General features: G+C 56.1%; 16 protein-coding genes. 11 read left to right on the forward strand and 5 right to left on the reverse strand.

Annotated elements, in window-relative coordinates; genetic code table 11:
* Window positions 1-15: 15 nt before the first annotated feature.
* Together FY034_RS14830 and FY034_RS14835 are read left to right on the forward strand one after the other, a co-directional pair.
* Window positions 16-612, forward strand: a complete 597-nt coding sequence (locus FY034_RS14830; protein WP_265551888.1) for an MlaC/ttg2D family ABC transporter substrate-binding protein — start codon at window positions 16-18, stop codon at window positions 610-612.
* Window positions 613-807: 195 nt separating this feature from the next.
* Entirely contained in the window at window positions 808-1,011 is a 204-nt protein-coding gene (locus FY034_RS14835) for a cold-shock protein (RefSeq protein WP_012471216.1), read from the forward strand.
* Between the two features lie 39 nt (window positions 1,012-1,050).
* Here FY034_RS14835 and FY034_RS14840 read toward each other — a convergent pair whose 3' ends face one another.
* The 5 genes from FY034_RS14840 to rplM all read right to left on the reverse strand — a co-directional run bounded on the left by FY034_RS14840 (window position 1,051) and on the right by rplM (window position 5,965).
* Window positions 1,051-2,874: a YgiQ family radical SAM protein gene (locus FY034_RS14840; RefSeq protein WP_265551890.1), complete on the reverse strand. Its 1,824-nt coding sequence runs from the start codon at window positions 2,872-2,874 to the stop codon at window positions 1,051-1,053.
* On the reverse strand, window positions 2,871-3,911 hold the full coding sequence (gene argC, locus FY034_RS14845; RefSeq protein ID WP_265551892.1) for an N-acetyl-gamma-glutamyl-phosphate reductase: 1,041 nt from the start codon (window positions 3,909-3,911) through the stop codon (window positions 2,871-2,873). The genes FY034_RS14840 and argC overlap by 4 nt, the downstream gene beginning before the upstream one ends.
* Before the next feature lie 3 nt (window positions 3,912-3,914).
* Window positions 3,915-5,006, reverse strand: a complete 1,092-nt coding sequence (locus tag FY034_RS14850) for an AI-2E family transporter (protein WP_265551894.1) — start codon at window positions 5,004-5,006, stop codon at window positions 3,915-3,917.
* A 94-nt stretch (window positions 5,007-5,100) separates the two neighbouring features.
* Window positions 5,101-5,493: a 30S ribosomal protein S9 gene (rpsI, locus tag FY034_RS14855; RefSeq protein WP_012471220.1), complete on the reverse strand. Its 393-nt coding sequence runs from the start codon at window positions 5,491-5,493 to the stop codon at window positions 5,101-5,103.
* 43 nt (window positions 5,494-5,536) lie between these two features.
* Window positions 5,537-5,965 (reverse strand): 50S ribosomal protein L13, encoded by a 429-nt coding sequence (gene rplM, locus FY034_RS14860; protein ID WP_012471221.1) that lies wholly within the window; start codon window positions 5,963-5,965, stop codon window positions 5,537-5,539.
* A 199-nt stretch (window positions 5,966-6,164) separates the two neighbouring features.
* Here rplM and gatC point away from each other — a divergent pair, with 199 nt between their 5' ends.
* From gatC to FY034_RS14905, 9 genes are all read left to right on the forward strand, one after another.
* The gene (gene gatC / locus FY034_RS14865; RefSeq protein WP_265551896.1) at window positions 6,165-6,452 is read left to right on the forward strand and encodes an Asp-tRNA(Asn)/Glu-tRNA(Gln) amidotransferase subunit GatC; all 288 of its coding nucleotides are present in this window, start codon (window positions 6,165-6,167) and stop codon (window positions 6,450-6,452) included.
* A gap of 12 nt (window positions 6,453-6,464) precedes the next feature.
* Window positions 6,465-7,922, forward strand: a complete 1,458-nt coding sequence (gene gatA, locus FY034_RS14870) for an Asp-tRNA(Asn)/Glu-tRNA(Gln) amidotransferase subunit GatA (protein WP_265551899.1) — start codon at window positions 6,465-6,467, stop codon at window positions 7,920-7,922.
* Window positions 7,919-9,346: an Asp-tRNA(Asn)/Glu-tRNA(Gln) amidotransferase subunit GatB gene (gatB, locus tag FY034_RS14875; protein WP_265551901.1), complete on the forward strand. Its 1,428-nt coding sequence runs from the start codon at window positions 7,919-7,921 to the stop codon at window positions 9,344-9,346. The genes gatA and gatB overlap by 4 nt, the downstream gene beginning before the upstream one ends.
* Before the next feature lie 17 nt (window positions 9,347-9,363).
* Window positions 9,364-9,729, forward strand: coding sequence for a response regulator (locus FY034_RS14880; protein ID WP_265551903.1), 366 nt, complete (start codon window positions 9,364-9,366; stop codon window positions 9,727-9,729).
* A 2-nt stretch (window positions 9,730-9,731) separates the two neighbouring features.
* Window positions 9,732-11,363, forward strand: a complete 1,632-nt coding sequence (locus FY034_RS14885; protein ID WP_265551905.1) for a chemotaxis protein CheA — start codon at window positions 9,732-9,734, stop codon at window positions 11,361-11,363.
* A 3-nt stretch (window positions 11,364-11,366) separates the two neighbouring features.
* Window positions 11,367-12,080 carry a LolA family protein gene (locus tag FY034_RS14890; protein WP_265551907.1) on the forward strand — a complete coding sequence of 238 codons (714 nt, stop codon included), beginning with the start codon at window positions 11,367-11,369 and terminating at the stop codon, window positions 12,078-12,080.
* A 10-nt stretch (window positions 12,081-12,090) separates the two neighbouring features.
* Window positions 12,091-12,576, forward strand: a complete 486-nt coding sequence (locus FY034_RS14895; protein WP_265551909.1) for a YajQ family cyclic di-GMP-binding protein — start codon at window positions 12,091-12,093, stop codon at window positions 12,574-12,576.
* A 170-nt stretch (window positions 12,577-12,746) separates the two neighbouring features.
* Window positions 12,747-13,811 carry a hypothetical protein gene (locus FY034_RS14900; RefSeq protein WP_265551911.1) on the forward strand — a complete coding sequence of 355 codons (1,065 nt, stop codon included), beginning with the start codon at window positions 12,747-12,749 and terminating at the stop codon, window positions 13,809-13,811.
* Window positions 13,801-14,085, forward strand: a complete 285-nt coding sequence (locus FY034_RS14905; RefSeq protein WP_265551912.1) for a hypothetical protein — start codon at window positions 13,801-13,803, stop codon at window positions 14,083-14,085. Before FY034_RS14900 ends, FY034_RS14905 begins: the two co-directional genes overlap by 11 nt.

The following is a 14,085-nucleotide window of genomic DNA, read 5'->3' on the forward strand; positions in this document are numbered from 1 at the left end:
ACAAGGAGTCTGATTATGTTAAAGCGTGTTGTATTGTTTACTGCCGTCTGCCTGCTGGCTGCCGCCACCGCATTTGCCACGGTTACCGACACTGTTAAAAAGACCGTTGACGATGTCATTCACATCGTGAGCGACAAGGAATTAAAGAAGAAAAGCAACGAACAGAGACGCCGGGCAGCAATCAAGCGATCGATTGCCACAATTTTTGACAGCCAGGAAATGGCTAAACGCAGCCTGGGCAAACACTGGAATCCGCGCACACCCGCTGAACGCAAGCAGTTTGTCGACCTGTTTGCCACCCTGCTTGAAAACTCCTATGCCGGCAAGATCGAGTCCTACAACAACGAAAAAATTGTCTATACCAAGGAGACCCTTGACGGGGAGTATGCCGAGGTAAAATCAAAGGTCATCACCCCCAAACAGGATGAGTACACCCTTGATTACCGCCTTATGAAAAAAGACAACGGCACCTGGATGGTGTACGACGTAGTCATTGAAGGAGTCAGTCTGGTATCCAACTATCGCACCCAGTTTAACAGGATCATTTCCACAAACGGCTACCCAGAACTGGTCAAAAAGCTTCAGGCCAAGAGCAACGAACTTAAAATGTAACCACTGCATTTATCTTGACAGACCTCTTACACTGTGTTACAGGGACGCAGCGATAAGTTTCGGACGTGACAGCAGTACTCACGAAGCACCCGCTGGATTGGCCTTGCTTGGCGACACTCCTGCAACAGCTCCGGAAACTTAGAGAACTTTTTTGATCCGGCGCTGTCCGGCAACACACGAAGGAGGAAGTAAAAGATGGCTCAAGGCAAGGTCAAGTGGTTTAACGACACCAAGGGGTTTGGCTTTATCGAGCAAGAAGGTGGCGAGGATGTTTTCGCACACTTTTCTGCGATTCAAAGCGAGGGCTTCAAGTCCCTGGCAGAGGGTGAGTCTGTAAGTTTTGACATTGTTCAGGGCCCGAAAGGTCTGCAGGCTGCAAACATTGTTAAACTGAAGTAAATTCCAGACACAAACCAACCGGAACGGCCCGTTGATCACTCAACGGGCCGTTCTTTTTTTCTGCGGGCCTTTTCTCTGGTGGTGTTGCCTCCGCTCATCGGATTGCTGACCTTCATCAAGCAGTTTGAGCAAATCGGCCCGTCCCAGTTCCTTTAACAGCTTAACCACGCGTTGTCGTTCTTCCGGCAGATGCCAGAGCAGGATTGATTTCTGCAGGATCTTCTCCCGATCAGTTCTGGCAACAAAGACCGGCTTACCACTGTCCGGATCCATGCCGGTATAATACATACAGGTGGCAGCAGTTCCCGGCGTAGGGGTAAACTCCTGCACCTGCTCAACCTTGAGTTTCAAACGTTGCAACTCCCTCAGCAGCAGCACCATCTCATCCACACGACACCCTGGGTGGCCTGACATCAGATACGGCACCACCGCCTGAACCTTACCTGCCTTGCGACTTTCGTCCCTGAAACGCTCAAGAAACCGGACAAAGGCAGCCTTGCCCGGCTTGCGCATCAGCATGGTAACCTGATCCACCAGGTGTTCCGGCGCCACCTTCAGAAGACCGCCCACATGCTGTTCAATCAACGTCTTGCAATAGTCAGGCTGCAGTTCCAGCAGGTCATTCCGAATTCCTGAGGTAACAGTCAGGGTCCGCACCCCGGCTGAGCCGGATGCCTTGCGTAGCAACTGCACTGCCGAACGATCATCAGCCTTCAGGTTTGGACAGGGCTTGGGATGCAGACAGCTGGGCCGCCTGCAACGGTGTCCGCCATCTGACGCACCACAACCGGTACCATACATATTGGCTGTCGGACCACCTACGTCGCTGATCGTGCCACGAAACCAGGGCTTTTTAATCAGGGCCTGCAGTTCTGCCATCACCGAAGCTGCGGATCGGGACTGAATAAATTTGCCCTGGTGTGAGCTGATGGCACAAAAGGAACAGCCACCATAGCACCCCCGATGGCTGGTCAGCGATGTCTTGATCTGCTCAAAGGCGGGAATCGATTCTCGATAGGAGGGATGCGGCTCCCGGCTGAAGGGCAGGGCATAGACGGCATCAAGCTCTGCGGTTGCCAGGGGCAGCGCGGGCGGATTACAGACCACAAGACGTTCAGCATGGGCCTGCACCAAAGCTTTAGCACAGTAGGGATTCTGCTCCCGTTCCGCTTGGCAAAAGGCCTCGAGATACGCCTCGCGAGAACTGCCAACCAGCTCAAAAGAGGGGAGCACCACTGACTCTTCAGGAGGTTGCCTGGAAATAAACACCGTGCCACGCAGGTCTCGAATCTGCTCAAGCGGTTCTCCGGCCTTCATCCGCCTGGCAAGCTCAAGCAACGACTGTTCTGCCATGCCGTACACCAGCAGATCAGCCTTGGCATCCAGCAGAATTGAACGCCGCACCTTGTCGTCCCAGTAGTCATAATGGGCAAGACGACGGAGTGACGCCTCAATCCCCCCCAGCACCACCGGAACATCCCGGTACGCCTCCTTGAGGCGGGAGGTATAGATCAATGCGGCACGATTGGGGCGAGCGCCATGCTTGCCGCCCGGCGTGTAGGCATCGTCATGGCGCAGCTTCTTGCGGGGGGTGTAGTGCGCCACCATCGAGTCCATGGCACCTGCCGACACGCCGAAGAACAGACGCGGGCGCCCCAGGGCCATAAACGGTTCTTTGGAACGCCAGTCAGGCTGCGCAATAATGCCGACCCTGAAACCATGCGCTTCCAGCCAACGCCCTAAAAGCGGCACACCAAAGGCCGGATGGTCAATATAGGCGTCGCCGGTGACCAGAATGATGTCCAGTTCATGCCAACCCCGACCGCGGGCCTCATCAAGGGTTATGGGCAGATGGCGGCTCACGGGAAGATCGCAAGCCCTTCCAGACCGCAGGTTTCAGGAAAACCGCAGATCAGGTTCATGTTCTGGATCGCTTGGCCGGAGGCACCCTTGACCAGATTATCAATCGCAGAGACCACCACAATCCGGTTGGCCCGGCTGTCCAGGGTGATGCCGATATCACAGAAGTTGGAACCGCGCACAAAGCCGGTGGCCGGGAACTGCCCCTGAGGCAAAGGGCGCACAAACGGTTCATCCTTGTAGCTATCAGTATAGAGCGATACCAGTTCTTCAGTCGTCACCGCCCGGGTGGGGGTGGCATAGATGGTGGAAAGTATTCCGCGATCCATCGGCACCAGATGAGGGGTGAAGGTAATGGTGACCGGCCGCCCTGCCAGCTCCGACAGTTCCTGTTCAATCTCAGGGGTATGACGGTGTGCGCCACCCACACCATAGGCCTTAAAGGAATCGTTGACCTCACAGTAGAGCGAATCCACCTTGGCACTCCGTCCGGCTCCGCTGGTGCCGGACTTTGAATCGGCAATGATGGTAGTGATATCGATCAAGCCCTGCTTCAGCAGTGGCTTCAGTCCCAGGATGACGCTGGTGGGGTAACAACCGGGGTTCGCCACCAGCCGTGCCTTCCTGATGGTCTCACGACGCAGTTCAGGCAGACCGAAGACCGCCTCAGGCAACAGCTCCGGATTCAGGTGGGCTTCATACCAGGCACCGTAGACCGCTGGATCATGCAGCCGGTAATCGGCCGAAAGATCAACCACCTTTCTGCCGGCCGCCAGTAAGTCAGGCACCACCTTCATGGCAGCCTGGTGTGGCAGGGCGGTAAAAATCATGTCGGCCTTGGCAGCTATGGCAGCCGGATCGAGCGGCTCCAGAACCAGGTCACAACGACCGCGCAGGGTCGGAAAGATCTCGGAAATCCGCTTACCGGCACTCTGTTCAGAGGTAACGCAACTGATCACCACCTCCGGATGGCGATCAAGCAGACGGATCAACTCAAGGCCGGTGTACCCGCTGGCCCCGACAATGGCAACGCGCAACATAGACTATTCCCCCTGTTCGGCAACATACGATGCATCAACAGCCGGCACCGGGGCCGGCTCAATCACATACAACTCATACAGGATGGCCAGCAGCAGCGGGCCCAAAATGGCACCCAGCACCCCAAAGGCCGCCAGACCTCCAAGGGCACCGATCATGATCGGCAGGATCGGCAGGGAGACCCGGCTGCTCATGAAAATAGGCTTGACCACATTGTCCGACATACCCACAGCAAAAAAGCCCCACAGAATCATAATAACCGCCTTGGCCACCGAGCCTTGCAGGTAAAGATACAATGCCGCAGGCAGCCAGATCAGGGCGGTACCCACCACGGGGATCAGTCCGCCGATGGCCGTCAGTACTGCCAGCAACAGAGGTGAAGGCACATCGAACAGCAGGTAGGCAGCACCGGCCAGGACTCCTTGCACCAGACAGGTCAGCAGGGTGCCAAAGATGAATCCGGAGAGCACATCCCTGACTACCCGGGACAGCTTTTCCTGCAGACTGCCTTCAAGCGGCAGCATCCTGTGCAGCCAGAGCAGCACACGTTCTCCGTCAAGATAGACAAAAAACAGGATAAACAGCATGAAGATCATATCCATGAGAAAACTGAATGAGTTTGCTAGAATAGAGGTCAGAAAACCGAGCAGCTTTGCCAGTCCCTCTTTTGAATTAGCCATGACACTGTCAGTCAGACTGAAGCTGCTACCACCGACCAGCGTCTTGAATTTAGCCACGTAGGGTGCCCACTGCGGTTGTCCGGCCCACTGCTGAAGCAGCTTTTCTGCACCACCGCTACTTACGGAGCTGCTGACAAACTGATAGGCCTGGGCAACCTCCTGTGCCAGTACGGAGACCAGACTGACGACCGGCAAGACAAAGACCAGCATCACTGCCAGGGTCATCAGGGCTGCAGACCAGGCCTCCCGCTGCTTCAAGAGATCGAGCAGGCGACGGTACGCAGGAAAGGTGATGATACCGATAATCAAGGCCCAGGCGATCGGCACCAGAAACGGCAGGAAGATCTTGCCCAACAGATAGACAACAAGCAGGATCAAGGTAAAGGCAAGCAATGTCTTCAACAGGGTACGGTCCATGGTAGCCTCTCAGACAGATGCAATACAAAAGGGGAAGACCCTTGCGGATCTCCCCCCGTGTAGCACACTTTGCAGTGTATGACCAGTATCCGGATTAACGCTTGGAGAACTGGAAGCGGGCGCGGGCTGCCTTGCGACCGTACTTCTTACGCTCCTTGACCCTTGAATCGCGGGTAATGAAACCGGCCTTTTTCAGGTTGGCACGCAGTTCCGGATCTGCCTCAAGCAGTGCCTTGGTGATGCCATGCTTGATGGCTCCGGCCTGACCGGAGTCTCCGCCACCGCAGACATTGACAAAAACATCAAACTTGCCGACATTTTCAGTCAGCTCCAAAGGTTGACGAACAACCATCTTGGAGGTCTCACGACCAAAGTACTCGTCAAGGGTCTTATTGTTAACCACGATGCGACCAGCGCCGGGCTTAAGCCACACGCGGGCTACGGAACTCTTTCTTTTACCTGTGCCGTAGAAGCTGACTGCTGCCATAACTTTATCTCCTCAAATGTAAAACGTGTATAATCTGAAACGGTTACAGAGACAGCTGAGCGGGCTGCTGTGCCTCATGGGGGTGAGCGCCGCCACTGTAGACCTTGAGCTTCTTCAGCATGTGACGGGCCAGCTTGTTCTTCGGCAGCATGCCCTTCACTGCCTTGCGGATCAGCTCTTCAGGCTTCTTTGACAGCATTGCAGCCGCTGTAGAAGACTTGATTCCGCCAGGGAAGCCGCTGTGGCTGTAGTAAACCTTGTCAGCCATCTTGTTGCCGGTCAGGGCAATCTTCTCAGCATTCACAATCACAACAAAATCGCCGGTATCAACACTGGGTGTGTACATCGGCTTATGCTTGCCCCGCAGCACGTTGGCGACCTGGGTTGCCAGACGGCCAAGCACGACATTTTCAGCATCCACCACAAACCACTGGTGGTTGACAGTCTCTTTTTTTGCTACTTCTGTTCTCATTACGAACCTCACACCGGTCTAGGCCGGATTTCACCAGCCGTAGCACCGCCTTAGTTTTACGAAGAGGTGTACCATACGTGAGCCCCCAAGGGCTGTCAAGCAAATTTTTTCACCCCTACCCCGAACGGAGTTGCCAGCTGACCGGAATATGTGGTAGAGAAGCAGTGCTTTTACCATCGTTTTTACAAGGAATCAACCGATGAGTATCAACCAGCACGAGATAGAACATGTGGCAAAACTTGCCCGGCTTACGCTGCGGGATGATGAAAAACAGCTCTTCACCGGCCAGATGGAGGCGATCCTGGCCTATGTCGAGACCCTGAACGAGCTGAATACCGAGGGCATCGCCCCCACCTCCCATGCCGTACCGATGGAGAACGCCTTCCGTCCTGACTGCGTGACGCCGTCCATTGGCCACGACCGCGCCCTGGCCAATGCCCCTGACAAGAACGAGACCTACTTCCGGGTCCCCCCGGTCATAGAATAGAAGAGTATACCCATGGAACTTTACGAACAGACCATCCATGACCTGCAGGCTCAATTACAGGCACGCCAGGTCTCCTCGGTTGAGATCACCAACTCCTTTTTGAACAGGATTGAATCCACCGACCAGTCCATCAACGCCTTTATCACCGTCACCAAAGAGCAGGCATTGCTTGATGCAGCGGCAGCAGACCAGCGGATTGCAGCCGGCGACTGCGCCCCCCTGACCGGCATCCCGGTGGCCCTGAAGGATATCTTCCTGACGGAAGGGGTACGCACCACCTGTGCCTCAAAGATGCTGGACAACTTCATCGCCCCCTATGATGCCACTGCCTGGGCCAGGATAAAGTCACAAGGCGCCGTACTGCTGGGCAAGCTGAACCAGGATGAGTTTGCCATGGGCTCTTCCTGTGAAAACAGCGCCTTTGGGCCAACCCGCAACCCCTGGAACCGCGAGCATATTCCAGGCGGTTCATCCGGCGGCTCTGCAGCCGCCATTGCAGCCCAACAGGCCGTGGCCACCCTGGGTACCGACACCGGCGGCTCCATCCGCCAGCCGGCCTCCCACTGCGGTTGTGTCGGCCTGAAGCCCACCTACGGCCGGGTCTCACGCTACGGCGTGATTGCCTATGCCTCCTCGCTGGATCAGGTTGGTCCCATAACCCGCGACGTGACCGATGCAGCCCTGCTGCTGGAGGCAATCGCCGGCCATGACCCCAAGGACTCCACCAGTGTGGACTGTCCGGTGCCGAACTACACGGCGGCACTGAAACAGGGTGTCAAAGGGCTCAAGATCGGTCTGCCCAAAGAGTACTTTATCGACGGGCTTGATGCCGATGTCCAACAGGCCATGGATCAGGCCATTGCCACCTATCGCCGGCTCGGGGCAGAATTCGTAGAGGTCTCGCTGCCCCACACCAACTATGCCGTGGCCACCTACTACCTGATTGCCACCGCTGAGGCCAGCTCCAACCTGGCCCGCTATGAAGGGGTCCGCTTCGGACACCGGGCCAAGGACACTGCCGGCCTGATCGACCTGATGATGCAGTCCCGCTCGGAAGGATTCGGGGCTGAAGTCAAACGCAGGATCATGCTGGGTACCTACGCCCTCTCCTCCGGCTACTACGATGCCTACTACATCAAGGCCCAGAAGGTACGGACCCTGATCCAGCAGGATTTCATTGAGGCGTTCAAATCAGTCGATCTGCTGCTGACCCCGGTGGCCCCCACCCCGGCCTTCAGGATCGGTGAAAAGACCGCCGACCCGCTGCAGATGTACCTGTCCGACATCTTCACCATCCCGGTCAACCTGGCCGGTATCTGCGGCATCTCGGTCCCGGCCGGGGCAAGCAGCACCGGCCTGCCGATCGGCCTGCAACTGCTGGGACGCCCATTTGGCGAAGAGACCATCCTGAGAGCGGCTTTTGATTTTGAACAAGCCACCGACTGGCATACCAAGAAGGCAGCACTATGAGATTCCAACCGGTTATCGGACTTGAGGTCCACGTACAACTGAAGACAGACAGCAAGATTTTTTGCGGCTGTTCCACCCGCTTCGGGGCGGAACCCAACCTGAACACCTGCCCGGTCTGTCTGGCCCTGCCCGGCGCACTGCCGGTACTGAACCAGAAGGTGGTGGAGTTTGCCATTATGGCCGGTCTGGCTACCAACTGCAGCATCAGCCCCACCAACATCTTTGCCCGCAAGAACTACTTCTATCCTGACCTGCCCAAAGGGTACCAGATCAGCCAGTTTGATCTACCGATCTGTCTGGCCGGTCACCTGGATATTGCAGTGGGTGATCAGACCAAACGGATCGGTATTACAAGAATCCATATGGAAGAGGATGCCGGCAAACTGGTCCACGGCCAGGATGGCGGTTCCGGGGTGGACCTGAACCGGGCCGGCACACCACTTCTGGAGGTAGTCTCCGAGCCGGATATGCGCACTGCCGATGAGGCGGTGGCCTATCTGAAAAAGCTGTACCAGATCGTGACTTACCTGGGGATCTGCGATGGCAACATGGAGGAAGGTTCCTTCCGCTGCGACGCCAACGTCTCGGTCATGCCGGTCGGCTCCGACACCTTCGGTACCAGAGCAGAGATCAAAAACGTCAACTCCTTCAAGTTCGTCAAGGCCGCCATTGACTACGAGATTGCCCGCCAGATTGAACTGATCGAGGATGGCGGCAAAGTGGTGCAGGAGACCCGCCTGTTTGATCCCAATAAAGGGGTCACCCGCTCCATGCGGGGCAAGGAAGAGGCCCACGACTACCGCTACTTCCCGGACCCGGATCTGGTGCCGGTGGTGATCTCTGACGACTGGATCAAGCGTGTTAAAAGAGAGCTGCCGGAACTGCCAGAGGTCAAATTCAACCGTTTCCTGACAGAATACAGCCTGCCGGAGTATGATGCCGATGTCCTGACATCCTCGCGCACCCTGGCCGACTACTTTGAACAGTGCGCCCAGACCTGCACTAATGCCAAGGCAGCTGCCAACTGGGTCATGGGTGAGCTGACCCGCTCCCTGAACGACAACGGGATCAGCCTTGAACAGTGCCCGGTCTCCCCTGCCCAACTGGCCGGACTGATCAGGCTGATTGATGGCGGCACCATCTCCGGTACTATTGCCAAGAAGGTCTTTGAAGAGATCTGGAAAAACGGCGGCGACGCCGCTGCCATTGTGGAACAACAGGGGCTGGCCCAGGTCTCCGACACCGGTGCCATTGAAGCAGCCATTGACCAGATCATGGCTGCCAACATGGGCCAGGTTGAGGAATACCGGGGTGGCAAGGACAAGGTCTTCGGTTTCTTTGTCGGTCAGGTCATGAAGGCGATGAAGGGTAAGGCCAACCCGGCCGTGGTCAACGACCTGTTGAAACAGAAACTGGCGGGATAACCCGCCCGGAGCACGCCATGCCGCAAACCGCCATGATTGTCGATGATGCCTTGTTCATCCGCACGGTCTTACGCACCATGCTGGAAGACTGCGGCTGTCAGATCCTGGCCGAGGCGGCCAGCGGCCTTGAGGCGTTGCGCTGTCTGCACGCGGTCACGCCGGACCTGATCTTTCTTGACATCATCCTGCCTGATGCCAACGGCATCGATATCCTGGACGACATCCGTCACAGACTGCCGGACACAGCGGTCATCATCTGCTCGTCCATCAGCCAGGAACAGACCATTCACAAGGCCCTGCAACACGGTGCTGCAGCCTACCTGCACAAGCCGTTTACCCAGGAAGCTGTCGCCGCCGTACTCAGGCAGCTGGAAGCCGCTTAATCATGGATATCTCCCGTTACCGTGACCTGTTTGTCAGTGAGGCACGGGAGCATCTGACTGCCCTCGGCTCTTTAAGCGTACGCTGCGAAGAAGGGGCTGCCGGATCCGATATCATCAACGAACTGTTCCGCCATGCCCACTCCCTGAAAGGGATGGCGGCAACCATGCAGCTCGATCCCATCGCCACCCTTGCCCATGCCCTGGAAGACCTGCTGGACAAGGTTCGCTCCGGCTCCCTGACCATCACCCGCAGTGCAGCAGACCTGATGCTGGCCGCCATTGATACCCTGGAGCAGCTGGTGACACATGTGGCAGACGGGGGGGAACTGCCTGACACGGAAGCCCTTGCCAACCGGATCCGCAACTACACACCGGCTGCAGCGGACAGTCTGCAGGCCACGGCGCGGAGTGCCGCTCCTCCCGTACGGGCAAGCGTGCCGGATGACAGTTCCTTCCGCAGCAGCGACAGCACCGGCATAACCAGGATCAAAACCGCATTGCTGGACCGGCTGGTCACCATCTCAGGCGAACTGCTGACCGTACGCCACAGCCTGGAAGACCGGGCAGCCTGCAACGATACCGCCAGCATGGGGCAGCCGCTCAAGGAACTATCATCCCTGCTGCGTCAACTGCAAAACGAGGTATTCCGGGCCAGGATGCTGCCGTTTGGGTCAATTGCCGAGCGCTACCCCCGTATGGTGCGGGATCTGGCACGCCAGAGCGGTAAAGAGGTCAGCTTCAGCATTACAGGCGACAGCATTGAACTGGACCGCGGGGTGCTGGAACAGATGATTGAGCCGCTGATGCACCTGCTGCGAAATGCCGTTGATCATGGGCTGGAGCCCCCGGCGGAACGGATAGCCGCCGGTAAGGCGGCAACCGGCAATCTGCAGCTGGCCGTCAGCCGCCAGGCTGATCAGATCCTGCTGGAGATCCGTGACGACGGCCGGGGCATGGACCCGGCGCGCATCCGTTCGAAAGCGGTCAGTCAGGGACTTCTAACCAAACCGCAGGCGGACGCCCTGACCCTGCAGGAGACCCTGCTGCTGATCTGCACCCCGGGGTTTTCAACGGCACCCAGGATTACCGACATCTCCGGTCGTGGCGTAGGGATGGATGTGGTTCAGAACGCCATCCAGACCATTGGGGGCACCCTGACGGTTGACTCAACACCGGGGCACGGTTCCACCATCACATTGCGGTTGCCAATCAGCGTAGCCATTATCCACGCCCTGATGGTAACCTGTGGAGAGCTGCTGCTGGCAGTGCCGGTCAGCGCCATTACCAACACCTGTGAGGTACAGCGCAACGAGATTATCCAGAAAGGGCGCGACCTGTATCTGCTGCGTGACGGCGTAGAGATACCGATCCGCAATCTGCCCCGTTTTTTCCGGCAGCGCGAAGCCTTGTCAGACAGTGCAATACTGCCGATATTACTTACAGAATCAAACAAGCAACCAATAGGCCTACTGGTGGATCGTCTGCTGGGCCAGCAGGAAATCTTTACCCGCCCCCTGCGTCATCCCCTGACAGACCTGCGCGGCATCTCCGGTTCCTGCCTGCTGGGCAACGGCCAGATTGTCTTTATTGTTGACCCAGCTGCCTGCGTCGGCAGGCTCTATACGGAGAACTAAACCATGAAACAGCTTATCAGCACCTGCATCCTTGCAGTTCTACTCTGCTGCAGCTCCACCCCGGCCCTGGCAGCCGAAGCCACCCTGCAACAGGTCATTGCTACCCTTGAGCAAGGCTATGCCTCACTGCAGGACCTGCAGGCCAGCTTTAGTCAGACCACCACCCTGGCAGGATTTCCCAAGCCCCAGAAAGGACACGGCGAACTGGCATTGCGACGTCCCCCACAGGGCACCGCCCAGTTCCGCTTTGACTACAGCGTGCCAAAGCAGAGTATCATCTCCAATGGCAAACAGGTCTGGTTCTATCAGCCGGAGAACAGGCAGGTGCTGGTATCGTCGCTGGAAGGGATGATGAAGGGGGGCAACAGCATCGGCATGGCCTACCTGACCGGCCTGGGCAATGTGTCAAAGGACTTCAACGCCGCATTTGCCAAGCCGAGCCGTGACAAACAGGGCAACTACCTGCTGGAACTGACCCCGCGCAAGCCGACTCCGATCCTGTCCCGCCTGCGCCTGACCATCCACGAAGAGGCGGTCAATGCCATGCTGGCCGATGGCCAGGCAAAGGAGTCGTTCCCGGTGGTAGCATCAACCGTGGTTGATGCGAGCGGCACCGAAACCCGGATCAGCTATAGCCGGATACGGACCAACAGTGGCCTCTCAGCCGCAAAATTCACCTTTAAAGTGCCGCAAGGCGTCGAAATTATCAAACCGTAGGAGGAAGCACATGCCGTCGTTCGACATCGTATCCAAAGTAGACATGCAGGAAGTAGACAACGCCGTCAATCAGGCCATCAAGGAAATCGGTCAGCGCTACGACTTCAAGGGCTCCAAGAGCGAAATCACCCAGGAAAAGGATAGCGTCAAGGTTCTCTCTGAAGATGATTACAAGCTGAAGGCGGTGATTGATGTACTGCAAAGCAAGTTCCTGAAGCGCAACATCTCCATCAAGGCGTTGCAGTACGGCAAGATAGAGCCCGCCTCAGGCGGCATGGTGCGCCAGATCATCTCGGTCCAGCAGGGCATATCCAAGGAAAAGGGCAAAGAAATCATCGCCGTGATCAAGGAAAGCAAACTCAAGGTCCAGGCCCAGATCCAGGATGATCAGGTACGGGTCACCGGCAAGAACCGTGATGACCTGCAGGACACGATCCAGCTTCTGAAGGGCAAAGATCTTGATGTTGAGATGCAGTTCACCAACTTCAGGGAATAGGGGACTTCAGATCACTTTGCCGACGCCGGCAAAGTGATCACACCTGAAGCAGGTATAAAGTGTTTGCCATCAGGTAGATTTTGAGTATATAGAAACATGCTTCGCCTAAGTTTTTAACTGGCTGTTACTATTAGGCAACTGGGGAAGATCGATACATTGGCCAGAAAACAATGAACGACAAACGACGCTTTGAAATACGCTTTGAAGGACGCTTTGCCGATGGCCAGATGCTGCCGGTTGCGACTCTAAGCCAGGTTTTAAGTGCCATGCAGCGCGCAGTACATCTGCTTGCCATGCAGCATGAAAATGTATCTGTACGCCAGCGCGAACGGATCAGTAAATCTGTTGAAGCAAAATATCCCCTGCTCTGCTCCTTGCCCAAACCCGGCAGTTATATTGTCCCTGTAGAAATTGGTGATCCGTCTGTTGAACTGTTTGCCCTGGATGATGTTGAGGCTGTCGGCGGTTTATTTTCAGCCTGTTGTGAATCTATTGCCACAGGCGACGCTTCCCGCTTAACAGGTACCATTCCTGACCATAGTCGGCGTGATCGGTTTATTGAAGCGATCCGCTCCATGTCGCCTGCTCAGGGTAGCGGCATCAAGGCCGGAATCTCTCAGCCGGGGGGGCTTTTAAAAGTTGCTTTAGAGACCTTGCACGAGCGCAGCAGAACCTACCTGTCCACCACCGCCGACCCGGAATGCCAACTCCGCACCGTAACCGGTCGGTTATCCGAGATTCAGTTTGATGACCGGAAAATCAAGCTTGTCTACCCGGCAAACAATAGGGAGCTGGAGTGTACCTACTGCGAGGCGTTGGAGGAAATGCTGCTTGAGCGTCCCCGAGAACTGATTCAGGTTACTGGTGAGGTCATTATGGATGAAAATGACCTGCCTAAAAAAATTATCAATGTCGGAAACATTGAAGAGGTTGACCTTACCCCCTTCTACCTCCAATCCATTGAATACAACGGAAGAATATTCGAATTTTTGAAACCGCTCGAGTTGACACCGGAACTTGATGAGACCCAGCAACTGTACTGCCTTGAGGAACAAGCTCTTGGTATCGACGTTTATGCTTATACGCGCGATCAACTGGATATAGAGCTAAAAGAGCAAATTGCCTTTCTTTGGGATGATTATGCACAGGCCCCTGATGCAGAGCTGACAGACGCGGCAATCCGGTTGAAACAAAATCTTCTTGCTGCTGTGCGCGAGGTGCCGCGTGCAGCGTGATATCCGTCGTATTGAATCCTCGCTGGAAAGTAAGGGGTTTGAACGTTCAGAAGGGGATCACAGCTATTTTGTTTATCGTTCTACCACTGGCAAGAAGACCACGGCTAAAACCAAGACCAGCCACACCCCCAAAATGAAAAGCATCGGCGATGACCTGCTGGGTAAAATGGCAAAACAGTGTCATTTGACAAAGCCTCAATTTCTCGATCTTGTTGATTGCCCCATGGATCGGCAAAAGTACGAAAACATCTTGTCCGCCAAAGGCCTGGCGTAA

It is taken from the genome of Trichlorobacter lovleyi, from assembly GCF_015239775.1.
Classification (GTDB): domain Bacteria; phylum Desulfobacterota; class Desulfuromonadia; order Geobacterales; family Pseudopelobacteraceae; genus Trichlorobacter; species Trichlorobacter lovleyi_B.